Annotated in this window: 18 protein-coding genes; 14 read left to right on the top strand and 4 right to left on the bottom strand. The window is 71.0% G+C overall.

Annotated elements, in window-relative coordinates:
* The first annotated feature begins 29 nt into the window (after positions 1 to 29).
* From V8690_RS36265 to V8690_RS36320, 12 genes are all read left to right on the top strand, one after another.
* Positions 30 to 1,241 carry a Gfo/Idh/MocA family oxidoreductase gene (locus tag V8690_RS36265; RefSeq protein ID WP_338785579.1) on the top strand — a complete coding sequence of 404 codons (1,212 nt, stop codon included), beginning with the start codon at positions 30 to 32 and terminating at the stop codon, positions 1,239 to 1,241.
* A gap of 14 nt (positions 1,242 to 1,255) precedes the next feature.
* Positions 1,256 to 2,254 carry a sugar phosphate isomerase/epimerase family protein gene (locus tag V8690_RS36270; RefSeq protein ID WP_338784282.1) on the top strand — a complete coding sequence of 333 codons (999 nt, stop codon included), beginning with the start codon at positions 1,256 to 1,258 and terminating at the stop codon, positions 2,252 to 2,254.
* Between the two features lie 81 nt (positions 2,255 to 2,335).
* Positions 2,336 to 4,807, top strand: a complete 2,472-nt coding sequence (locus V8690_RS36275) for a PQQ-dependent sugar dehydrogenase (protein ID WP_338784283.1) — start codon at positions 2,336 to 2,338, stop codon at positions 4,805 to 4,807.
* Between the two features lie 15 nt (positions 4,808 to 4,822).
* A complete protein-coding gene (locus tag V8690_RS36280; protein ID WP_338784284.1) occupies positions 4,823 to 6,169 on the top strand; it encodes a ThuA domain-containing protein in 1,347 nt (448 codons plus the stop codon).
* 124 nt (positions 6,170 to 6,293) lie between these two features.
* Positions 6,294 to 7,505 (top strand): inositol-3-phosphate synthase, encoded by a 1,212-nt coding sequence (locus V8690_RS36285; protein ID WP_338784285.1) that lies wholly within the window; start codon positions 6,294 to 6,296, stop codon positions 7,503 to 7,505.
* Between the two features lie 128 nt (positions 7,506 to 7,633).
* Positions 7,634 to 8,551 (top strand): UbiA family prenyltransferase, encoded by a 918-nt coding sequence (locus tag V8690_RS36290; protein WP_338785580.1) that lies wholly within the window; start codon positions 7,634 to 7,636, stop codon positions 8,549 to 8,551.
* Positions 8,548 to 9,543 carry a sugar phosphate isomerase/epimerase family protein gene (locus V8690_RS36295; RefSeq protein ID WP_338784286.1) on the top strand — a complete coding sequence of 332 codons (996 nt, stop codon included), beginning with the start codon at positions 8,548 to 8,550 and terminating at the stop codon, positions 9,541 to 9,543. The genes V8690_RS36290 and V8690_RS36295 overlap by 4 nt, the downstream gene beginning before the upstream one ends.
* Positions 9,540 to 10,355 (top strand): EboA domain-containing protein, encoded by an 816-nt coding sequence (locus V8690_RS36300; RefSeq protein WP_338784287.1) that lies wholly within the window; start codon positions 9,540 to 9,542, stop codon positions 10,353 to 10,355. The genes V8690_RS36295 and V8690_RS36300 overlap by 4 nt, the downstream gene beginning before the upstream one ends.
* Entirely contained in the window at positions 10,355 to 11,275 is a 921-nt protein-coding gene (locus V8690_RS36305; RefSeq protein WP_338784288.1) for a TatD family hydrolase, read from the top strand. The genes V8690_RS36300 and V8690_RS36305 overlap by 1 nt, the downstream gene beginning before the upstream one ends.
* A 3-nt stretch (positions 11,276 to 11,278) precedes the next feature.
* On the top strand, positions 11,279 to 12,448 hold the full coding sequence (gene eboE, locus V8690_RS36310; protein ID WP_338784289.1) for a metabolite traffic protein EboE: 1,170 nt from the start codon (positions 11,279 to 11,281) through the stop codon (positions 12,446 to 12,448).
* A complete protein-coding gene (locus V8690_RS36315) occupies positions 12,445 to 13,866 on the top strand; it encodes a nucleotide pyrophosphatase/phosphodiesterase family protein (RefSeq protein ID WP_338784290.1) in 1,422 nt (473 codons plus the stop codon). The genes eboE and V8690_RS36315 overlap by 4 nt, the downstream gene beginning before the upstream one ends.
* A gap of 80 nt (positions 13,867 to 13,946) precedes the next feature.
* Positions 13,947 to 14,984: a sugar phosphate isomerase/epimerase gene (locus tag V8690_RS36320; RefSeq protein WP_338784291.1), complete on the top strand. Its 1,038-nt coding sequence runs from the start codon at positions 13,947 to 13,949 to the stop codon at positions 14,982 to 14,984.
* A 174-nt stretch (positions 14,985 to 15,158) separates the two neighbouring features.
* Here V8690_RS36320 and V8690_RS36325 read toward each other — a convergent pair whose 3' ends face one another.
* From V8690_RS36325 to V8690_RS36340, 4 genes are all read right to left on the bottom strand, one after another.
* Positions 15,159 to 16,547 carry an OFA family MFS transporter gene (locus V8690_RS36325; protein WP_338784292.1) on the bottom strand — a complete coding sequence of 463 codons (1,389 nt, stop codon included), beginning with the start codon at positions 16,545 to 16,547 and terminating at the stop codon, positions 15,159 to 15,161.
* 119 nt (positions 16,548 to 16,666) lie between these two features.
* Entirely contained in the window at positions 16,667 to 18,811 is a 2,145-nt protein-coding gene (locus V8690_RS36330) for an acetate--CoA ligase family protein (protein WP_338784293.1), read from the bottom strand.
* Positions 18,812 to 18,815: 4 nt separating this feature from the next.
* Positions 18,816 to 20,057 (bottom strand): formyl-CoA transferase, encoded by a 1,242-nt coding sequence (gene frc, locus V8690_RS36335; protein WP_338784294.1) that lies wholly within the window; start codon positions 20,055 to 20,057, stop codon positions 18,816 to 18,818.
* 10 nt (positions 20,058 to 20,067) lie between these two features.
* On the bottom strand, positions 20,068 to 21,750 hold the full coding sequence (locus V8690_RS36340) for a thiamine pyrophosphate-binding protein (RefSeq protein ID WP_338784295.1): 1,683 nt from the start codon (positions 21,748 to 21,750) through the stop codon (positions 20,068 to 20,070).
* Between the two features lie 142 nt (positions 21,751 to 21,892).
* Here V8690_RS36340 and sucC point away from each other — a divergent pair, with 142 nt between their 5' ends.
* Together sucC and sucD are read left to right on the top strand one after the other, a co-directional pair.
* Positions 21,893 to 23,023: an ADP-forming succinate--CoA ligase subunit beta gene (gene sucC, locus V8690_RS36345; protein ID WP_338784296.1), complete on the top strand. Its 1,131-nt coding sequence runs from the start codon at positions 21,893 to 21,895 to the stop codon at positions 23,021 to 23,023.
* A 9-nt stretch (positions 23,024 to 23,032) separates the two neighbouring features.
* Positions 23,033 to 23,920 carry a succinate--CoA ligase subunit alpha gene (sucD, locus tag V8690_RS36350; protein WP_338784297.1) on the top strand — a complete coding sequence of 296 codons (888 nt, stop codon included), beginning with the start codon at positions 23,033 to 23,035 and terminating at the stop codon, positions 23,918 to 23,920.
* Positions 23,921 to 23,943: the final 23 nt, after the last annotated feature.

Genomic DNA, 23,943 nt, shown 5'->3' on the forward strand with positions numbered 1-23,943 from the left:
ACCCCGACCAGGACGAGGAGGACACCCGTATGGGACAGCCGCAGCAGCAGTCAGATGGGACCGAGGCAGGCAAGCCACCCCTGCGCGTGGGGATGGTGGGCTACGCCTTCATGGGCGCCGCCCACTCCCAGGGCTGGCGCACCGCGGGCCGTGTCTTCGACCTGCCGCTGAACCCCGTGCAGGCCGTGATCTGCGGCCGGGACGCCGCCGCCGTGAGGGCGGCGGCCGACCGCCACGGCTGGGCATCCACCGAGACCGACTGGCGCGCCCTCGTCGAACGCGACGACGTCGACCTGGTCGACATCTGCACCCCCGGCGACAGCCACGCCGAGATCGCGCTGGCCGCCCTCGCTGCCGGCAAGCACGTCCTGTGCGAGAAGCCCCTCGCCAACACCGTCGAGGAAGCCACCTCGATGGTCACGGCCGCCGAAGAGGCCTACGAACGCGGCCAGGTGGCGATGGTCGGCTTCAACTACCGCCGGGTGCCGGCCACCGCCCTGGCCCGCCGGATGGTCGCCGAGGGCCGCCTGGGCGCACTACGGCACGTGCGCGTGACGTACCTCCAGGACTGGCTGGTCGACCCGCGGTTCCCGCTGACCTGGCGGCTGCGCAAGGAGCAGGCCGGCTCGGGCTCGCTCGGCGACCTGGGCGCGCACATCATCGACCTCGCGCAGTACCTCGTCGGGGAGCGGCTGGCGGGCGTCTCCGCGCTGACGGAGACCTTCGTACGTCAGCGGCCCCTGCCCACCGGCGCCACGAGCGGCCTGTCCGCCGTCTCGTCCACCGGCACGGGGGAGGTCACCGTGGACGACGCCGCCCTGTTCACGGCCCGCTTCCCCTCGGGTGCCCTCGCCTCCTTCGAGGCCACCCGCTACGCCACCGGCCGCAAGAACGCCCTGCGCATCGAACTCAACGGGGAGCGCGGTTCGCTCGCCTTCGACCTGGAGCGGCTCAACGAGCTGTCCTTCCACGACGGCACCGAACCCGGCGCGGAGGCGGGCTTCCGCCGCATCCTCGTCACCGAACCCGACCACCCCTACCTGGACGCCTGGTGGCCTCCGGGCCACGGCCTCGGCTACGAGCACACCTTCGTCCACCAGGCCCGCGACCTGGTCCACGCCATCGCAGAGGGCCGCCGCCCCGAACCCTCCTTCGCCGACGGGCTCCAGGTGCAGCGCGTGCTCGCGGCCGTGGAGGAGAGCGCCGAGAAGAACTCCGTCTACACGCCGATCGCGGTCTGAGGAGGCTGACGCGCATGCCGCGCACGTTCACGCTGTTCACCGGTCAGTGGGCCGACCTGCCCCTGGAGGAGGTCTGCCGGCTCGCCCGCGACTTCGGCTACGACGGGCTCGAACTCGCCTGCTGGGGCGACCACTTCGAAGTCGACAAAGCCCTCGCCGATCCGTCGTACCTGGACGGCCGCCGGGCTCTCCTCGACAAGTACGGCCTCAAGTGCTGGGCCATCTCCAACCACCTGGTCGGCCAGGCCGTCTGCGACGCCATCATCGACGAACGCCACCGGGCGATCCTGCCGGGAGAGGTGTGGGGTGACGGAGCCCCGGAAGGGGTCCGGCAGCGGGCCGCGGACCGCATGAAGGACACCGCGCGTGCCGCGGCCGCCTTCGGCGTCGACACCGTCATCGGCTTCACCGGCTCCGCCATCTGGCACCTGGTCGCCATGTTCCCGCCAGCCCCCGACGCGATGATCGAGCGCGGATACCAGGACTTCGCCGACCGCTGGAACCCGATCCTGGACGTCTTCGACGCGGAGGACGTGCGGTTCGCGCACGAGGTCCACCCCAGCGAGATCGCCTACGACTACTGGACCACGCAGAGGGCTCTCGAGGCCGTCGGCCGGCGCCCCGCCTTCGGCCTCAACTTCGACCCGAGCCACTTCGTGTGGCAGGACCTCGACCCGGTCGGCTTCCTCTGGGACTTCCGCGACCGCATCTACCACGTCGACTGCAAGGAGGCCCGCAAGCGCCTCGACGGACGCAACGGCCGGCTCGGCTCCCACCTGCCCTGGGGCGACCCCCGGCGCGGCTGGGACTTCGTCTCCGCCGGGCACGGCGACGTCCCCTGGGAGGACGTCTTCCGGATGCTGCGCTCCATCGACTACCAGGGCCCGATCTCGGTCGAGTGGGAGGACGCCGGAATGGACCGGCTCCGGGGGGCGCCCGAGGCGCTGACCCGCCTCAAGGCCTACGACTTCGAGCCGCCGTCGGCCTCTTTCGACGCGGCGTTCGGCAACTGAGACACCGTGAGCTCTCCGGGATGACGGCGCATCCCGGCGTACGCATCCGCACGTACAACCGGCCCCATCCTGGAGGCATTCGTGCACGCGAACCACACCGCCACAACCCGCAGAACCGAACCTCACAGACGACGCCTGCGCCGAGCGGTCGCGCTGTTCAGCGGCGCGCTGCTGGCGGGCACCTCCCTCACGCTGACCGCACCGCAGGCCGCCGCGGCCACCGCGGCCGAGGACTTCCAGCAGGTCACCCTCGCCAAGGGCGAGGCGGAGGTCGGCGAGCCCATGTCGCTCGCCGTCCTCCCGGACCGCTCGGTCCTGCACACCTCCCGCGACGGCGAACTCCGCCTCACCGACGCGGCCGGCAACACGAAACTCGCGGGCAAGCTCGACGTCTACTCCCACGACGAGGAGGGCCTCCAGGGCATCGGCGTCGACCCCGGCTTCACAGAGAACCGTTTCATCTACCTGTACTACGCGCCCCCGCTGAGCACCCCCGAGGGCGACGCCCCCGTGACCGGCACCGCCGCCGACTTCGCGCCCTTCGACGGCGTCAACCGGCTCTCCCGGTTCGTCCTGAAGACCGACGGCACCCTCGACACCGCCAGCGAGAAGAAGATCCTCGACGTCCCGGCCTCCCGTGGCCTGTGCTGCCACGTCGGCGGGGACATCGACTTCGACGCGGCCGGCAACCTGTACCTGTCGACGGGTGACGACACCAACCCGTTCCAGTCGGACGGCTTCACCCCGATCGACGAGCGCGCGAACCGCAACCCGGCCTTCGACGCCCAGCGTTCCTCCGGCAACACCAACGACCTGCGCGGCAAGATCCTGCGCATCAAGGTGAACGCCGACGGCTCGTACACCGTCCCCGAGGGCAACCTCTTCGCCCCCGGCACGGCCAGGACCCGCCCCGAGATCTACGCGATGGGCTTTCGCAACCCGTTCCGCTTCAGCGTCGACAAGAAGACCGGCATCCTCTACGTCGGTGACTACGGCCCCGACGCCGGTGCCGCCGACCCCGCGCGCGGCCCGGCCGGCCAGGTCGAGTTCGCCCGCGTCACCGGGCCCGGCAACTTCGGCTGGCCCTACTGCACCGGTGACAACGACGCCTACGTGGACTACGACTTCGCGACGGGCGCGTCGGGAGCGGCCTTCGACTGCTCGGCCCCGAAGAACACCTCCCCGAACAACACCGGCCTGACCGACCTGCCCCCGGCCCAGCCCGCCTGGATCCCGTACGACGGCGGATCCGTGCCCGAGTTCGGCACCGGCTCCGAGTCCCCGATGGGCGGCCCGGTCTACCACTACGACCCTCAGCTCGACTCGCCGGTGAAGTTCCCCGAGGCGTACGACGGCGACTTCTTCGCCACGGAGTTCGGCCGCCGCTGGATCAAGCGCATCACCAGCGACGCCGACGGCACCGTACGGTCGATCAACGACGTGCCCTGGACCGGCACCCAGGTGATGGACTCGGCCTTCGGGCCCGACGGGGCCCTGTACGTCCTCGACTACGGCCTGTCGTGGTTCGGCGGTGACGAGCACTCCGCCCTCTACCGCATCGAGAACGCCACCGACGGCCACTCGCCCGTCGCCCAGGCAGCGGCGAGCCGGACCTCCGGTCAGGCACCGCTGCGCGTCAGCTTCTCCTCCGCGGGCACGAGTGACCAGGACGGCGATGCCCTCACCTACAGCTGGGACTTCGGCGACGGCGGCACGTCCACCGCGGCCAACCCCGCCCACCGCTACAAGAAGAACGGCACCTACACCGCGACGCTGACCGTCAAGGACCCGACCGGCCGCACCGGCAACGCGAGCGTGCAGATCATCGTCGGCAACACCGCGCCGACCGTGGTCCTGGAGACGCCGAAGGACGGACAGCTGTTCAGCTTCGGCGACGCCATACCGTTCAAGGTGAAGGTCACCGACCAGGAGGACCGGACCATCGACTGCTCCAGGGTCAAGGTCACCTTCATCCTCGGCCACGACACCCACGGCCACCCCCTGACCTCGGCCAACGGCTGCACCGGCACCATCCGGACCAGCGCCGACGGCGGCCACGACGAGGACGCCAACATCTTCGGGGTCCTCGACGCCGAGTACACCGACAACGGAGGCGGCGGCCAGGCCGCGCTGACCACGCACGACCAGAACGTCACCCAGCCCAAGCACCGCCAGGCCGAGCACTACGGCAAGGCCTCCGGCGTCACGGTCATCACCAAGGACACCGCGCACGGCGGCCGGACCGTCGGCGACATCGACAACGGCGACTGGATCTCCTTCACGCCGTACGTCCTGAACAACGCCAAGAAGATCACCGCCCGCATCTCCTCCGGCGGCGCCGGCGGCACCCTCGAAGTCCGCGCGGGCTCCGCCAAGGGCGCCCTGCTCGGCAAGGCGATCGTGCCGGTGACCGGCGGCTGGGAGACCTTCCAGGACGTCCAGGCGAACCTGTCCCGCGCGCCCAGGGGCACCACCACGCTCTACCTCGTCTTCAAGGGCAGCGGCTCCGGCGCCCTGTACGACATCGACGACTTCACGTTCACGACGGGCTGAGGGGAGGCGACCGACATGCGATCGACCAGCAGATACGCGACGGGAGTCGTGGGCGCGGCCTTGCTCCTGGGGTGCGTCTCGGGCCCGGCCTCGTCCCAGGACGACGCCGAGGACAAGCGGGTCCTGGTCTTCTCCAAGACCGCCGGCTTCCGGCACGACTCCATCCCCGAGGGCATCGCGACGGTGCGGCAACTCGGCGAGCAGGGCGGCTTCACGGTCGACACGACCGAGAACGCGGGCGCCTTCACCTCGTCCAACCTGCGGCGCTACGACGCGGTCGTGTTCCTTTCGACGACGGGTGACGTCCTGGACGCCAGGCAACAGCGCGCCTTCGAGGGCTACATCCGCGGGGGCGGCGCCTACGTCGGCGTCCACGCCGCCGCCGACACCGAGTACGACTGGGCGTTCTACGGCGGCCTCGCCGGCGCCTACTTCCAGTCGCACCCGGCGATCCAGCCCGCGACGGTGCACGTCGAGGACCACGCCCACCCGGCGACCTCCGGACTGGAACGGGCGTGGAACCGCACCGACGAGTGGTACAACTACCGCTTCAATCCGCGGGAGAGGGCCCACGTCCTCGCCTCCCTCGACGAGTCGTCGTACACCGGCGGCACCATGCAGGGCGACCACCCGATCGCCTGGTGCCAGAACTACCAGGGCGGCCGCTCCTTCTACACCGGCGGCGGCCACACCAAGGAGTCCTTCGCCGAACCCGCATTCCGCACGCACCTGCTGGGCGGGATCCGCTGGGCCATCGGCGACGCCGAGGCCGACTGCCGCCCGGAGTCCGGCTACCGGCCGCTCTTCGACGGCACACCCGCCTCGCTGGACGACTGGCGGCAGGCGGGCCCGGGCTCCTTCACCCTCTCCGACGACGGCACGCTGACGTCGTCGGGCGGCATGGGCATGCTCTGGTACGCCACGTCGGGCTTCTCCTCGTACTCACTGAAGCTCGACTGGAAGATGGCCGGTGACGACAACTCCGGTGTGTTCGTGGGCTTCCCGCCCTCGGACGACCCGTGGTCGGCCGTCAACAACGGCTACGAGATCCAGATCGACGCGACCGACGCCGCCGACCGCACCACCGGCGCGGTGTACGGCTTCAAGTCCGCCGATCTCAACAAACGCGACCGTGCGCTGAACCCGCCGGGGGAGTGGAACACGTACGAGATCCGCGTGGAGGGCGAGCGCCTCCGCGTCTGGCTCAACGGCGTGCAGATCAACGATTTCCGCAACACCGACCCGGCCCGGAGCCTCGTCGACGGACACATCGGCATCCAGAACCACGGAGCCGAGGACAAGGTGTCCTTCCGCGATATCCGGATCAAGGAATTGCCCGCGAAGGTCTCGCAGGGCGACTGAGCGACGGCGGGCGGGAGGACGCCGGACTTCCCGCCCGCCGTCTTGACCTTCCCGCCGGCTTCACCTCCCAGCCGTCTTCACCTCCCGGCTGGGGCCCTGACCTGGTACGACAAGGAGGCTGCCGATGTCAGTGTCCCGTTCCGAGCCCCGCGTGGGGGTGTGGCTGATCGGAGCGCGCGGCTCCGTCGCCACCACCGTCGTGGCGGGCTGCGCCGCCGTCACCGCGGGTCTGCATCCGCCGACGGGCATGGTGACCGAGACGCCCCCCTTCGCCGACAGCGGCCTGTCGGCCCTGTCCTGCCTCGTCTTCGGCGGACACGACACACTGGACTGCCCCCTGCCCAAACGCGCCGAGGCGCTGGCTGCCGGGGGAGTGCTGCCACCGGGCCTCACATCCGCCGTCACCGCCGAACTGGCCGCCGCCGACCGCGAGATCAGGCCCGGCGGCCCCCTCGCCGGCGACACCCGCGACGCGGAGCAACTGATCTCCACCTTCGCCGCCGACATCCAGGACTTCATACGGCGACACGGCCTGGCCCGCGCGGTGGTCGTCAACGTGGCCTCCACGGAACCCGCGCCCACCGGCGGCGCCCTCCCGCCCAGCTCCCTGTACGCGGCGGCAGCCCTGCGCGCCGGCTGCCCCTACGTGAACTTCACTCCCTCGACCGGCCTCCACCACCCCGCGCTGGCCTCGCAGGCACGGTCGTCCGGTCTCCCGTACGCGGGCCGCGACGGCAAGACCGGCCAGACCCTGCTGCGTTCAGTGCTGGGCCCGATGTTCGCCCAGCGGGCCCTGACCGTCCGCGCCTGGTCCGGAACGAACCTGCTCGGCGGCGGGGACGGCGCCGCCCTGGCCGACCCGGCCGCCGCGGCGGCCAAGAACGCCGGCAAGGAACGGGTCCTCGCCGACACCCTCGGCACCACCCCCCAGGGCGAGACCCACATCGACGAGGTCCCCACCCTGGGCGACTGGAAGACCGCCTGGGACCACATCGCCTTCGACGGCTTCCTCGGCACCCGCATGATCCTCCAGACCACCTGGCAGGGCTGCGACTCCGCCCTGGCCGCACCCCTCGTCCTCGACCTCGCCCGTCTGACCGCCCGCGCCCACGAATCGGGCCTGTCCGGCCCGCTCGACGCCCTCGCCTTCTACTTCAAGGACCCCGTGGGCGACGCGCCCTCGGGCCTGGCCGAGCAGTACGAGGCACTGATCGGCTTCGCCCGGAACCTTCGGGAAACGGGGCCGAGGGAGGGCGCGGGTCTCCGGCAAGGCGCCGGAGAGGGCCGCGAGCACGGTTCGGCGGAACAGAGCAAGGGGACGGAGGACCTCCGGTGAGGCGGCGCGAGCGTCCTTGTGGAGGCTCAGGCAGGACGGGTGCCACCTCCACCAGAGGGGACGTCGGCGGCACGGCGCCCTGCGGCCGCACCAGCCGCCCGGCACGGGGACGCGCCTGGGCCGAACTCCTGCGTCTGCCGGCCCTGTTCAGCGTGCCCGGCGACGCTCTCGCCGGCACGGCCGCGGCCGGCACACCGCCCAACGCCCGCACCCTGCTCGCCATCGGCTCCTCCCTCTGCCTGTACGAGGCCGGCATGGCCCTCAACGACTGGGCGGACCGCGAGGTGGACGCCGTCGAACGCCCCCACCGCCCCTTGCCCTCCGGCCGCATCCGTCCCACCGCCGCGCTCACGGCTGCCTGCGCCCTCACCGGAGCAGGACTGGCCCTGGCCGCCCGCGCCGGCCGCCCGGCTCTGGCCGTCGCCGCGCCCCTGGCGGCGACCGTCTGGGCGTACGACCTCACCCTGAAGCACACACCGGCCGGGCCCGTGGCCATGGGCGCGGCTCGTGCACTGGACCTGCTCCTGGGAGCCGCGGCCGGCACCGGCCGTATCCGCCGGGCACTGCCCTCCGCCGCCCTCCTGGGCACTCACACCCTGGCCGTCACGACGGTCTCCCGCCAGGAGGCTCGGGGCGGCTCACCCCTGGCTCCCCTGTCGGCACTCGCGACGACGGCCCTGCTGACCCGCCTGGTCACGCACCGTCCCGCGAGTCTCCCGGAAGACCGCCGGGAAGCAGCCGCCCACCTCCTGCCGGGCCCGCTATCCGCCCGTCCCCGACCACCTGAGCCGGGCCGACAGCCCGCGGCACACCTCACCACCGTCCTCGCAGCCGTCTACGCCGCGACCACCGCACGCCCCTACGTCCACGCCGCTCTCAACCCCTCACCTCCCCTCACCCAACGAGCAGTCGGCGCCGGCATCCGCGCCACGATCCCCCTCCAGGCCACCCTGACCGCCCGCTCCCAGGGCACGGCCGCCGCCCTCCTCATCGCGGCCCTCGCTCCACTCGCAGCGAGATTCGCAAGGAAGGTGAGCGTCACATGAGCCCCGATGCCCGAGCCTCCGGCGGCCGAGCCGCGCCGACCGGGTCGGCCCTCCCTTCCCTCCGCTTCGGCTACGGCACGAACGGCCTTGCTGATCTCCGGCTGGACGACGCGCTCTCCCTGCTCGCCGACCTCGGATACGACGGCGTCGGCCTGACCCTCGACCACATGCACCTCGACCCGCTCGCCCCCGGCCTCGCCGCCCGCACTCGCCGGATCGCGCACCGGCTCCACGCGCTCGGACTGGGTGTCACCGTGGAGACGGGCGCCCGCTATGTGCTCGACCCGCGCCGCAAACACGGCCCGTCCCTGCTGGACCCGGACCCCGGTGACCGGGCCCGCCGTGCCGACCTCCTCCTCCGGGCCGTGCGGGTCGCGGCCGACCTCGGCGCCCACGCGGTCCACTGCTTCAGCGGGATCGTCCCGGAGGGCACCGACACGGACACCGCGTGGAAGCGCCTCGCCGAGACCCTCACGCCCGTCCTGGACGCCGCCGCGTCCGCCGGCGTTCCGCTCGCCGTCGAGCCCGAACCGGGTCACCTCCTGGCCACCCTGGCCGACTTCCATCACCTCCGCCGCATCCTCGGCGACCCCGAACCTCTCGGCCTCACCCTCGACATCGGCCACTGTCAGTGCCTCGAACCCCTTCCTCCCGCCGACTGTGTGCGCGCCGCCGCCCCCTGGCTGCGCCACGTCCAGATCGAGGACATGCGGCGCGGTGTCCACGAGCACCTCCCCTTCGGGGACGGGGAGATCGACTTCCCGCCGGTCCTGGCGGCCCTCGCCGCCACCGGCTACCAGGGCCTGACCGTCGTCGAACTGCCTCGCCACTCCCACGCCGGTCCCCACCACGCCGAACACTCCCTCCCGTTCCTCCGCCACGCCGAGCAGACCGCGGCCACCGCCTCGCCGCACCCCGCTCCGGACCTCCAGCAGGCCGCGCCACCCCACGGCGCTCCCTCCACCGCCCCTGAAGGGAGCAGCACCCCATGACCCACCCCCGCACCACACCGTCGGCGAGAACCCACGGCCCCCAGGACGGCCAGGCCCGCGAGAACACCGCCCCACGGGACGCCCAGGTCCCCGAGGACGCCAACCCCCTGACGACCACGAACACCCACAGCGCCCACACCGCCCAACCAACCCCCGACACCGCACTCGCCTCCTCGCCGGCCGACCTCCGCCGCCACCTCACCACCCACCTCGGCCCCGCCGCCCGCACCTGGCTCGAGCACGCCCTCGACGAGGCCGCCGCCCACCCCGGCACCCACGGACCCATCTCCGCATGGGAACTGCGCCTCGCCGAGGCCGGCCGTCGCTGCGGTGCCGCGTACGCCGACGCCGCACGCTTCCTCATCCTCGACGCGGCCCGTGCCGGGACCGACGCCCTGACCCGGGTGTACCGGCAGGGCACCGCCGACGAGCGCCGCGCCGTCCTGCGCGCCCTGCCCCACCTCGTGTCCGGCCCCGGCGCCCTCCCGCTCGTCGAGGACGCCCTGCGCACCAACGACACCCGGCTCCTCGCCGCCGCCGTCGGCCCGTACGCCGCGCGGCACCTGGCCCCCCACGACTGGCGCCACGCCGTACTGAAGTGCCTGTTCACCGGCGTCCCCGTCGACCACGTGGCGGACCTGCCCCGGCGTGCCCATGGCGACGGCGAACTCGCCCGCATGCTGGGCGACTACGCCGCCGAACGCACCGCCGCCGGCCGCACCGTCCCCGAGGACCTGTACCGCGTCCTGGCCCTGACCGAGTCCGTGACGCCGGCCCCCGGCACGGACCACCCCCACGGCAAGGAGTCCTGATGCGCATCTTCGACCCCCACATCCACATGACGTCCCGGACCACGGACGACTACGAGGCGATGCATGCCGCCGGAGTCCGCGCCGTCGTCGAGCCTTCCTTCTGGCTCGGCCAGCCCCGCACCTCGCCCGCCTCCTTCCTCGACTACTTCGACTCCCTCCTCGGCTGGGAGCCGTTCCGCGCCGCCCAGTACGGCATCGCCCACCACTGCACGCTGGCGCTCAACCCCAAGGAGGCGAACGACCCACGCTGTGTGCCCGTCCTCGACGCACTGCCCCGGTATCTCGTCAAGGACAACGTCGTGGCCGTCGGCGAGATCGGCTACGACTCCATGACCCCCGCCGAGGACACCGCCCTCGCCGCCCAGCTCCAGCTCGCCGCCGACCACGGCCTGCCCGCCCTCGTGCACACCCCGCACCGCGACAAGCTCGCCGGGCTGCGCCGTACCCTCGACGTGGTCCGGGAGTCCGCACTGCCCCCGGAACGCGTCCTGGTCGACCACCTCAACGAGACCACCGTCAAGGAGGCCAAGGACAGCGGCTGCTGGCTGGGCTTCTCCGTCTATCCGGACACCAAGATGGACGAGGAGCGGATGATCGCGATCCTGCGCGCCTACGGCACCGAGCAGGTCCTGGTCAACTCCGCCGCCGACTGGGGAAAGAGCGACCCCCTGAAGACCCGCAAGGTCGGCGACCTGATGCTGGCCGAGGGCTTCGGCGAGGACGACGTCGACCAGGTGCTGTGGCGCAACCCCGTCGCCTTCTACGGGCTCAGCGGACGCCTGAACCTCGACATCACCGGCACGGAGGCCACCCACGAGGGCAACTCCATCCTCCGCGGCGTCCCGAAGGACCCGCACGAGCCGGATTTCGGCCCGACAGACGGCTACGAGCCGGTCCACGTCCCCGGCGCGGGGGCGTGAACCATGCGCTTCCGCCACCCCGACGGCTCCACCGTCCACCTCGCCTACTGCACCAACGTCCACCCCGCCGAAACCCTCGACGGCGTCCTCGCCCAGCTCCGCGACCACTGCGAACCCGTCCGCCGCCGCCTGGGACGCGACCGGCTCGGCATCGGGCTGTGGCTCGCCAAGGACGCCGCCCACGCCCTCGACACCGACCCGTCCGCACTGCGCGGCCTGCGCACCGAACTCGACAGGCGCGGCCTCGAGGTCGTCACCCTCAACGGCTTCCCGTACGAGGGCTTCGGCGCCGAGGAGGTCAAGTACCGCGTGTACAAGCCGGACTGGGCCGACCCGGAACGCCTCGACCACACCACCGCCCTGGCCCGCGTCCTCGCCGGGCTCCTCCCCGACGACGTCGGCGACGGCACCATCTCCACGCTGCCCCTCGCCTGGCGAACCGCGTACGACGACAACCGCGCGCAGACCGCCCGCACCGCCCTGCTCACGCTCGCCGAACGCCTCGACGCCATCGAGGAGCTGACCGGCCGCTCCCTCCGCGTCGGGCTGGAACCAGAACCCGGCTGCGTCGTCGAGACCACCCGCGACGCCATCGCCCCGCTCACCGCGATCGCCCACGACCGCATCGGCATCTGTGTCGACACCTGCCACCTCGCCACCTCCTTCGAAGACCCGCACACCGCCCTGGACGCCCTCACCGAGGCCCGCGTCCCCGTCGTCAAATCCCAGCTCTCCGCCGCCCTGCACGCCGAACACCCCCATCTGCCCGAGGTCCGCGAGGCCCTCGCCGCCTTCGCCGAACCCCGCTTCCTTCACCAGACCCGTACGGCCACCGCGGCCGGCCTGCGCGCCACCGACGACCTCGACGAGGCCATCGCGGGCCACGCCCTGCCCGACGGCGCACCCTGGCGCGCCCACTTCCACGTCCCCCTGCACGCAGCCCCTGCCGCGCCCCTCACCTCCACACTCCCGGTCCTGAAGACCGCACTCACCCGGCTCGTCGGCGGCCCGGCCCCGCTCACCCGCCACCTGGAGGTCGAGACCTACACCTGGCAGGCCCTCCCGCCCGAGCTGCGCCCCCGCGGCCGCAGCCAGCTCGCCGAAGGCATCGCCGCCGAACTCGCCCTTGCCCGCGACCTGTTGACGGACCTCGGACTGAAGGAGCTGCCATGAGCACCCACCCGTCCGCCCCGGGCGCAGCCCCGGCCCGGACAGGCCACCCCACACCGCTCCTTGTCCTCGACGTCGTCGGCCTCACCCCCCGTCTCCTCGACCACATGCCCCACCTCAAGGCGCTCGGCCAGTCCGGCTCCCGCGCCCCGCTGGGTACCGTGCTTCCCGCCGTCACCTGCGCCGCCCAGTCCACGTTCCTCACCGGCACCATGCCCTCGGAGCACGGCATCGTCGGCAACGGCTGGTACTTCCGCGAACTCGGCGACGTCCTCCTGTGGCGCCAGCACAACGGCCTCGTGGCCGGTGACAAACTCTGGGACGCCGCCCGCCGCGCCCACCCCGGCTACACCGTCGCGAACATCTGCTGGTGGTACGCCATGGGCGCCGACACCGACATCACCGTCACCCCCCGTCCGGTCTACTACGCCGACGGCCGCAAGGAACCCGACTGCTACACCCGGCCGGCCGCACTGCACGACGAACTCACGGAAAAACTCGGCACGTTCCCCCTCTTCCACTTCTGGGGCCCCGGAGCGGACCTCGTCTCCAGCCGGTGGATCATCGACGCGACCCGCCACATCATCCGCACCCGGCACCCCGACCTGACGCTCTGCTACCTCCCTCACCTCGACTACGATCTCCAGCGCTTCGGCCCCGACGACCCGCGCTCCCTGAAGGCCGCCACCGACCTGGACGCCGCCATGGCACCGCTCCTGGACGACGCCCGCGCCGAAGGCCGCACGGTCGTCGCGCTGTCCGAGTACGGCATCACCCGCGTGAACCGGCCCGTCGACATCAACCGCGCCCTGCGCCGCGCCGGCCTGCTGGAGGTGCACACCCAGGACGGCATGGAGTACCTCGACCCGATGGCGTCCCGTGCCTTCGCGGTCGCCGACCACCAGGTCGCCCATGTCTACGTGCGCCGCCCCGAGGACCTCGACGTCACCCGGGCCGCTCTCGACGGGCTGCCCGGCATCGGCCAACTCCTCGACGACGAGGGAAAGAAGGCCCACCACCTCGACCATCCGCGCGCCGGCGAACTCGTCGCCGTGGCGGAACCCGATGCCTGGTTCACGTACTACTACTGGCTCGACGACGCCCGCGCGCCCGACTTCGCACAGCTCGTCGAGATCCACCGCAAACCCGGCTACGACCCGGTCGAGCTCTTCATGGATCCCCTCGACCCCTATGTCAAGGTCAAGGCGGCCACCGCGCTGGCGCGCAAGAAACTCGGCATGCGCTACCGCATGGCGGTCGTGCCCCTGGACCCCTCACCTATTCGCGGCAGCCACGGCCGCCTCCCGGCGAGCGACGACGACGGTCCGCTCCTCATCTGCTCCACCCCCCGCGCTGTCGGCGACCGCGTCGCGGCCACCGATGTGAAGTCACTGCTGCTCCGACTCGCCGGTCTCGTCTGAGGACGGACCCTCAGTCCCGACTGGTCACAAGTGAAGCACTCACCACTGACAACGCCCCGCGATCACGAGGAGTTCCACGCATGAGCCGCTTCTCCCAGCCCGACCCCGAGCTCACCCACCGCCTCAGCAGACGAGGCATGCTCGGAGTGGCCACAGGCGCCACCGCTGCCGCCCTGCTCGGTGCCGCCGCCCCCGCGACCGCCGCCACCGGCACGGCCTCCGGCGCCAAGGGCCGCGGCCGACCCGTCCTGCCGCCCGGTCGCCTCGGCATCCAGCTCTACAGCCTCCGCGACAAGGTCTCCACCCTCGGCTTCGGCCCCGTCTTCGCCGAACTGGAGAGGTACGGCTACGACGAGATCGAGTTCGCCGGCGACGGCCAGGGCTCGGCCGGCCCCATCACCCTCGCCCAGCTCAAGCGGCTGGCCCGCAACCACGGCCTGAACCCCATCGGCAGCCACGTCGGCTACTACTCCAGCGACCCGAACGCCTACACCTTCGCCCAGAACCTCACCAAGGTCCTCGACGACGCCCAGGCACTCGGCCTGAAGCACATCGGCACGGCCGCCGGCCCGTTCCGCTACGGCTCGACCGTCGACGCCTGGAAGCGCGCCGCCGAGGACTTCAACACCTACGGCGCGGCGGCGAAGGCCCGGGGCATGAAGTTCTACCAGCACAACCACTCCGAGGAGTTCTCCTTCGCCACCGACAACCCCAAGGTCCGCCTCTACGACGTCCTGCTCGAGGAGACCGACCCGCACCTCGTCCACCTGGAGATGGACATCTACTGGGCGTACGTCGGCCAGTTCCGCTTCTCCAAGCGGCCCGACGGCACGCCCGCGCCGTTCGAGCCGCTGGACTACGTCCTCCGGCAGCCCGACCGCTACCCGCTGTTCCACGTCAAGGACGGCGAGAGCGACCCGTCGAACCCGTACGGCTACCGCATGACCGACGTCGGCGACGGAGACATCGACTACCAGCGGTTCATCTCCGCCGTGACCCGGCTGCGCGGTCACCGCATGGCCCACCACTGGCAGGCCGAGCACGACAACCCGGCCGAATCCTTCACGTTCGCGCGCCGCTCCAGCGCGCACCTGCACTCCCTGAGGGAGAAGTGCTGACGTCGTAGGAGCGTGAGGAGGCCCCTCCCCGGCCACGGGGAGGGGCCTCCTCACACGAGGGACGGTCAGAGGCGGCAGACGCTGGCGTGGAAGTCGGTCACCTCGCGGTGGGGACGGTTCGCGGCGTCGGGCTGTGCGGATGAGCTGTTCGGTGCGACAGGGCCGACCCCCATGTCACGCCGTCTCCTCGCCGAGCGGTCGCGGATTGGGAGTGATGCGCTTGGCCCGGGGGCGGCCCGGCGGGTGCAGGAACAGGGCGACGAACCCGGCCAGCAGGGAGATCGAACCGGCCAGGACGAACGCGCCGGCGTAGTCCCAGGCGGCCACCACCACGGCTCCCATTCCGGACCCGAGAAGCCCGGAGACCAGCTTCGACGAGTACACGAGGCCGTAGTTGGAGGCGTTGTTGTTCTCACCGAAGTAGTCGGCGGTCATCGCCGCGAACATCGGGAAGATGGCGCCGCCACCGAAGCCCGAGATGGACGAGAACAGCAGGAACAGCGGCAGGTTGCCGATGTTCCCGGAGAACAGGATGCCGTACTGCGACAGTCCGAGGACGATGCAGACGAAGATCAGGCACTGCTTGCGGCCGTAGCGGTCGGAGAGCCAGCCGATGACACCCCGGCCCGTGCCGTTGACGATCGCCTTCAGGGACATCGCGGTGGCGACGATGCCGCCCGCGAAGCCCGCCTCGTCACCGAAGGGGACCTGGAAGGCGATACCGAAGATGTTCACGCCGGAGGTGCACAGCAGACAGAACCACATGAGGGCCACACGGCCGGTCCGCCATGCCTCCATGGGGGTGTACTGGTGCACGGCCGGCGGGTTCTTCTCCAGCGCGCGCCGGGCCCGTGCGTCGTCGGGCTTCTTCAGCGGGTCGACGTCGGCCGGCCACCAGTTCTTCGGCGGGTCGCGGAAGAAGTAGCCCGAGACCGCCACCACGGCCGCCAGGAAGACGCCTACGCAGACCAGCACCCAGCGGAAGTTGGTGAGGTCCATGTAGCCGGTGAAGAGGAACACGAACGGCACGGACCCATAGGCGAAACCGCCGTTCACGAAGCCCGTCTTGCCGCCCTTGCGCTCCGGATACCACTTGGCGACCATGTTGACGCAGGTCGCGTAGACCATGCCCGCGCCCATGCCGCTGAACATGCCGAAGCCGATGTAGGCGACGATCACATGTGGTGCGAAGGCGAGCGAGAGATACCCCAGCAGCGTGCCGACGGCACCGAGCATCATCGCCCAGCGAGCCGGGAGTTTCCCGCTCTCACGCAGCTTCCCGGCGGGGAAGGCAACCGCGGCCTGGAAGAAGACCCAGACGCCCAGCATCCAGAAGATGTGCCCGCTGCTCCACTGGTGTGCTGTGTGCAGCGTGTCCTCGGCGGACGCGAAGGCGTACTCCGCCGAGCTGATGCCCATCATGCCGACCCACGGCAGGATGACCATCCACTTGCGTTTGCGGCCCATGATGTCGATGTCGGTCTCACCGAGGCGGTAGACGCGTCCGTTCGCGTCCGTGACCTCTCGGTAAGGAACCGTGGTGGGCAGATCGGTCGTTGTCATGTCGTGTCGCACCCCTTGCGTCGAAAGATCTGGCCAGCGCCCCCTGTCCCATGCCTTTCGTGCGCGTGCGGGTCCCGGGCCGGCCGACGCGCACCGTCGGCCGGCCCCGCTCCCTCACCTCATGTACCGCCCCCCAGCAGCCCGGCCTCCCGCGCCCAGCGGTACTTCGCGCCGAGCACGGCCACCGGCTTCTCGGTCGTGTACGGGTACGCCACGACACCGCGCTCGAAGAGGTACTGACAGGCCTCCTCGACCTCCACGTCGCCCGCGAGTGACGCCACGACCGGCTTCTCGATCCCGCGCTCCCGGAACTCGGCCACCACGCGCGCGGTGAGCTCCGCGAAGACCATGGGAGGGGTGACGATGGTGTGCCAGTAGCCGAGGACGAGCGCGTGGATGCGCGGATCCTCCAGCCCCAGCCGGATCGTCGCCTCGTACGTCGACGGCGGCTCACCCCCGGTGATGTCCACCGGGTTGCCCGCGGCCCCGAAGGGCGGGATGAACTTCCGGAACGCCTCGTCCAGGTCCGGCGGGATCTCCATCAGCGACAGGCCGTTGTCCGTCACCGCGTCCGAGAGCAGCACACCGCTGCCGCCGGCCCCCGTGATGATCACGACGTTGTCGCCCTTGGGGGCGGGCAGCACGGGCAACGCGCGCGCGTACTCCAGCATGTCGTTCAGCCCCGGCGCCCGGATCACCCCGGCCTGCTTGAGGATGTCGTCGTACACGGCGTCGTCGCCCGCCAGGGCGCCGGTGTGTGAACCGGCCGCCTTCGCGCCCGCCGCCGTACGCCCCGCCTTCAGGACGACCACGGGCTTCTTCGGCACGGTCGCCCGCGCGGCCTCCACGAAGGCGCGTCCGTCCTTGAGGTCCTCCAGGTGCATCGCGATGCACTCGGTGTGCGGGTCCTCCCCGAACCAGGTCAGCAGGTCGTCCTCGTCCAGGTCCGACTTGTTGCCGAGCCCGACGATCGCCGACACGCCCGTCCTGGTGGTGCGGGCGAAGCCCAGGATGGCCATCCCGATGCCGCCCGACTGCGAGGTCAGCGCCACCCCGCCCTTGACGTCGTACGGCGTGCAGAACGTGGCACACAGGTCATGCCAGGTCGAGTAGTAGCCGTAGATGTTCGGCCCCAGCAGCCGGACGCCGTGCCGCTCGGCGATCGCCACGATCTCCGCCTGGAGTTCGTGCTCACCGGTCTCCGCGAACCCGGAGGGGATCAGTACGGCGTTCGGGATGCCCTTGCGCCCCGCCTCCTCCAGGGCCGAGGCCACGAACTTGGCGGGGATCGCGAAGACCGCCACATCCACCTCACCGGGAACGTCGGTGACACTCTTGTACGCCTTGCGGCCCACGATGTCATCGGCCTTGGGGTTCACCGGGTGGATGTCGCCCGCGAAACCTCCGTCGACGAGGTTGCGCATCACGGAATTGCCGATCTTGCCCTGCTCGTTGGAGGCACCGATGACGGCGACCGAACGCGGCTGCATCAGACGGCGCATCGACGTGAGGATCTCGTCCCTCGAGTACTTCCGGCGCGGCGCGGGTTGCGACTCGGCGAGGATGACCCGGATGTCGGCCGCCACCGCCCCCTCCGCGGTGGCGATCACCGGGTTGAGGTCGACCTCCGCGATCTCCGGGAAGTCAGCGACGAGTTCCGACACCCGGCGGATCTGTTCGGCGACGGCCCACCGGTCCACGCCCGCCTGGCCGCGCACCCCGCGCAGGATCTCCGCAGACCGGATCGAGTCCAGCATGGACAGCGCCTCGTCGGCGTCCACCGGAGCGAGCCGGAAGGTGACGTCCTTCAGCACCTCGACCAGCACCCCGCCGAGCCCGAACGCGACCACCTTCCCGAACGTCGGGTCCGTGACCGCCCCGACGATGACCTCCTGCCCCTTGGGCACCAGCTCCTGCACCTGCACGCCGGAGATGCGGGCCTTCGGGTCGTAGGCACGCGCGTTGTCGATGATGGTGTGGAACGCCGCCCGTACGTCCGCCGCGCCCTCGACGCCGACGATCACCCCGCCGGCGTCGGTCTTGTGCAGGATGTCCGGCGAGACGATCTTCATCACGACGGGCCCGCCGAAGCGCGCCGCGAACGCCACGGCCTCCTCGACGTCCGTCGCCAGCTCCTCGCCGGGTACGGCGATCCCGTATGCGTCGGCGATCACCTTGCCCTCGGGCGCGGTCAGCGCGGTCCGCCCCTCGGCCCGCACGGAGTCGAGGAGGCCGCGCACCCGCAGGACCCGGTCTTCGGCCATCACGTCAGATCACTCCGTTCGACTTGAGCAGGCGTACTTCCTCGTCGCCGAGGCCGAGTTCGCCGACGTAGACCTCTTCGTTGTGCTCGCCGAGGAGAGGTGAGCTGGTCACCTCGACGGGGGAGTCGGACAGCTTGAGCGGGCTGCCGACGGTGACGAACTCGCCGCGCTCGGGGTGCGGGACGGTGACGACCATCTCGTTGGCGGCCAGCGACCGGTCCTCGATGATCTCCCTGGTGGACAGGATCGGCCCGCACGGGATGTTGTGCGCGTTGAGCCGCTCCAGCACCTCCCACTTGGGCAGCGTCGAGGACCACTCCTCGATCAGCTGGAACATCTTGTTGAGCTTGGGCAGGCGTGCCTCGGGCGTCGCCCACTCGGGGTCTTCGGCCAGTTCGGGCCGGCCGATGAGCTCGCTGATGGGCTGCCAGCCGACGGGCTGCACGATGACGTACACGTAGTCGTTCGGGCCGCCCGGCGCGCACTTGACCGCCCAGCCGGGCTGGCCGCCGCCGGACGCGTTTCCGGACCTGGGAACCTCGTCGCCGAAGTCCTCGTTGGGATATTCGGCGAGCGGCCCGTGTGCCAGGCGCTGCTGGTCCCGCAGTTTCACCCGGCACAGGTTCAGTACAGCGTGCTGCATGGCCACGTTGACCCGCTGCCCGCGCCCGGTGCGCTCCCGTTGGTAGAGCGCGGCGAGGATGCCCGCCACGGCGTGCACACCCGTCCCCGAGTCCCCGATCTGGGCCCCCGTCGCCAGCGGCGGCCCGTCCTCGAAACCGGTGGTCGACATCGACCCGCCCATGGCCTGCGCGACGACCTCGTACGCTTTGAAGTTGGTGTACGGGCCCTCGCCGAACCCCTTGATGGAGGCATAGACGATTCGTGGATTGATCTCCTGGATGCGGTCCCAGGTGAAGCCCATCCGGTCGACCGCGCCCGGGCCGAAGTTCTCGACCATGACGTCCGAGCGCCGGATCAGCTCGGTGAGGATCTCCTTGCCGCGCTCGGTCTTGGTGTTGAGGGTGATGCTCCGCTTGTTGCAGTTGAGCATCGTGAAGTAGAGGGAGTCGACGTCCGGCAGGTCACGCAGCTGCTTGCGCGTGATGTCGCCGGTCGGCGCCTCCAGCTTGACGACGTCCGCGCCGAGCCAGGCGAGCAGCTGGGTCGCGGAGGGCCCGGACTGGACGTGGGTCATGTCCAGGACGCGGATGCCTTCGAGGGCTTTGGCGGAGGTAGCTGTCATCGGGGGCACCTCACTTGTACATGGTCTGGTTCATGGTTCCGGGGGCGTACGCGTCGGGATCGACCCAGACGTTGATCAGGGACGGCTTGCCCGACTCGCGGGCGCGCTGCAGCGCCGGGCCGATGCCGGCGGGGTCGCGGACCTCCTCGCCGTAACCGCCCAGCATCTGGGCGAACTTGTCGTAGTGGACGTCGCCGAGGGTGTTGCCGATGCGCTCGCGGTCCTTGCCGTACTTGGCGGCCTGGCCGTAGCGGATCTGGTTCATCGAGGAGTTGTTGCCGACGATGCCGACGAAGGGGAGGTCGTAGCGGACGAGAGTTTCGAAGTCCCAGCCGGTCAGGGAGAACGCGCCGTCGCCGAAGAGCGCGACGACCTCCTTGTCGGGCCGCGCCTGCTTGGCCGCCAGCACGAAGGGGACGCCGACGCCGAGCGTGCCGAGGGGACCCGGGTCCATCCAGTGCCCGGGTGACTTGGGCTGCACGACCTGCCCGGAGAAGGTGACGATGTCGCCGCCGTCGCCGATGTAGATCGAGTCCTCGGTGAGGAAGTCGTTGATCTCGCTGACCAGCCGGTACGGGTGGATGGGCGAGGCGTCCGACTTCAGGTTCGGCAGCCGCTTCTCCAGAGCGGTCTGCTCGGCCGCGCGCAGCTCGTCCAGCCACTCCTTGCGCTTCGACGCACCGCCGTTGACGCGTCCGGAGGCCGCCTCGGTCACCGACTTCAGCACCAGCCCGGCGTCGCCCACGATGCCGAGGTCGATGTCGCGGTTCTTGCCGACCGTGCGGTAGTCGAGGTCGATCTGCACGACGGTCGCGGCCGGGGACAGCCGCTTGCCGTAGCCCATGCGGAAGTCGAAGGGCGTGCCGACGATGACGATGACGTCGGCGTTTGAGAAGGCGTACCGCCGTGACAGCTGGAAGTGGTGCGGGTCGCCGGGCGGGAGGGTGCCACGGCCGGCGCCGTTCATGTAGGCCGGGATGTTCAGCGTGCGCACCAGCTCGATGGCCGACTCCGTGCCCCGGGTCGTCCACACCTGGCTGCCGAGCAGGATCGCCGGCTTCTCGGCGTGCACCAGCAGGTCGGCGAGCTTCTCGATCGCCTCGGGGTCGCCGGCCGAGCGGGTCGAGGCGCGGTAGGCGCCGGGCTGGGGGACGCGCGCCTTGGCGGCCGGCACCTCGGCGTCCAGCACGTCGCGCGGGATCTCCAGGAAGGAGGGGCCGGGCGCGCCGTGGAAGCACTCGCGGAAGGCCATGGAGACCATGTCGGCCGCGCGCGCCGTGTCCGGCACGGTCGCCGCGAACTTGGTGATGGGGTTCATCATGTCGACGTGCGGCAGGTCCTGGAGGGACCCCATCTTGTGCTGGGTGAGGGCCCCCTGGCCGCCGATCAGCAGCATCGGGGACTCCGCGCGGAAGGCGTTGGCGACGCCGGTGACGGCGTCGGTCGTCCCCGGGCCCGCGGTGACCACCGCGCAGCCGGGCTTGCCGGTGATGCGCGCGTAACCGTCGGCGGCGTGGGCGGCGACCTGCTCGTGACGGACGTCGACGACGTCGATGCCCTCGTCGACGCAGCCGTCGTAGATGTCGATGATGTGGCCGCCGCACAGTGTGTAGATGCGCTCGACCCCCTCGGCCTTCAGCGCCTTGGCTACGAGATGACCGCCGGAGATCACGTCCTGGGTGTCGTCGGGCATGGCGAAGTCCTGTCCCTTCGTGGGGGGTTGGAACGTTTCGCGGCACATTGCATACAGTCGACGAATACTGTATGAAGCTTGTTATCCCGCATCCGGTGGGTGGTGTCCAGGGGGCGTGCGGCACTTTCAGTCAGGAGCCGGAATGGACCTGTACGAACACCAGGCAAGGGAACTCTTCGAAGAACACGGCATCTTGGTGCCGCGGGCCGAGGTGACGGACTCCCCCAAGGAGGCCCGTGAGATCGCACGCCGGCTGGGTGGCCGTGTCGTCGTGAAGGCCCAGGTGAAGACCGGTGGCCGAGGCAAGGCAGGCGGGGTGAAGCTCGCAGCCGACCCGGCCGCCGCCGAGCTCACCGCCCGTCAGATCCTCGGCATGGACATCAAGGGCCACCGGGTCGGCAAGGTGATGCTGGCCCAGCCCGTGGACATCGGGACCGAGTTCTACGTGTCCTACGTACTCGACCGCGCGGCGGGCCGCTTCCTCGCGATCGCCTCGGCCGAAGGCGGCATGGAGATCGAGGAGGTCGCCGCCACCCGTCCCGAGGCCGTGGCCCGCGTCCCCGTCGACCCCGCCGAGGGCGTCACCTCAGCAAAGGCCGGCGAGATCGCCGAGGCGGCCGGGCTGCCGCCGCAGACCGTCGACGTCCTCGTACGGCTCTGGGAGGTCCTGGTCAGCGAGGACGCCCTCCTCGTCGAGGTGAACCCGCTCGTCCGCACCGGGCAGGGACAGATCCTCGCCCTCGACGGCAAGGTCACCCTCGACGACAACGCCCGCTTCCGGCAGGCACGGTGGGGCGTGGAGGCCACCGAACACGACGACGCGCTGGAGGCGAAGGCCGCCGCCAAGGGCCTCAACTACGTCAAGCTCGACGGCGAGGTCGGCATCATCGGCAACGGCGCCGGCCTCGTGATGTCCACACTGGACGTGGTCGCGGGCTGCGGCGCGCGTCCCGCCAACTTCCTTGACATCGGCGGCGGAGCGAGCGCCCGGGTCATGGCGGACGGACTGTCGGTCATCCTCTCCGACCCGGACGTGAAGTCCGTGTTCGTCAACGTCTTCGGCGGGATCACCGCGTGTGACGCGGTCGCCGACGGCATCGTCCAGGCCCTGGACACCGTCCGCCTCACCAAACCGCTCGTCGTGCGCCTCGACGGCAACAACGCGCCCCAAGGCCGCGCCATCCTCGACGAGCACGCGCATCCGCTGGTCCAGCAGGTCACCACCATGGACGGCGCCGCGCGCCGTGCCGCCGAACTCGCCACCACCGCCTGAGAGGACGTCATGGCCATCTACCTCACCAAGGAGAGCAAGGTCCTCGTCCAGGGCATGACCGGAAGCGAGGGCATGAAGCACACCCGCCGCATGCTGGCGGCCGGCACGAACGTCGTCGGCGGCGTCAACCCGCGCAAGGCGGGCCGCACCGTCGACTTCGACGACCGTGCCGTCCCCGTCTTCGGCACGGTCGCCGACGGGATGCGCGCGACCGGGGCGGACGTCACCGTCGTCTTCGTGCCGCCCGCCTTCGCCAAGGCGGCCGTCGTCGAAGCCGCCGACGCCGGCATCGGCCTCGCGGTCGTCATCACCGAGGGCATCCCCGTCCACGACTCCGTCGCCTTCACCGCCTACGCCGGTAAGAAGGGCACCCGAGTCGTCGGCCCCAACTGCCCTGGCCTCATCACCCCCGGCCAGTCCAACGCGGGCATCATCCCGGCCGACATCACCAAGCCGGGCCGCATCGGCCTGGTCTCCAAGTCGGGCACGCTGACGTACCAGCTCATGTACGAGCTGCGCGACATCGGCTTTACGACGTGCGTCGGCATCGGCGGCGACCCGGTCGTCGGCACCACGCACATCGACTGTCTCGCCGCCTTCCAGGACGACCCCGACACCGAACTCATCGTTCTCATCGGCGAGATCGGCGGCGACGCGGAGGAACGGGCGGCGGCCTACGTCCGCGAGCACGTCACCAAGCCGGTCGTCGGCTACATCGCCGGGTTCACCGCACCCGAGGGCAGGACCATGGGGCACGCGGGCGCCATCGTGTCCGGCTCGTCCGGCACGGCACAGGCGAAGAAGGAGGCGCTGGAGGCGGCCGGGGTGAGCGTGGGCAGCACCCCGACCGAGACCGCGAACCTCGTACTCGCGCGCCTCGGAGAGCAACGGCAGTGAGCCAGGTCCCGCCCCCGACCGTG

The sequence above is a fragment of the Streptomyces sp. DG1A-41 genome (assembly GCF_037055355.1).
In the GTDB taxonomy this organism is placed as follows: domain Bacteria; phylum Actinomycetota; class Actinomycetes; order Streptomycetales; family Streptomycetaceae; genus Streptomyces.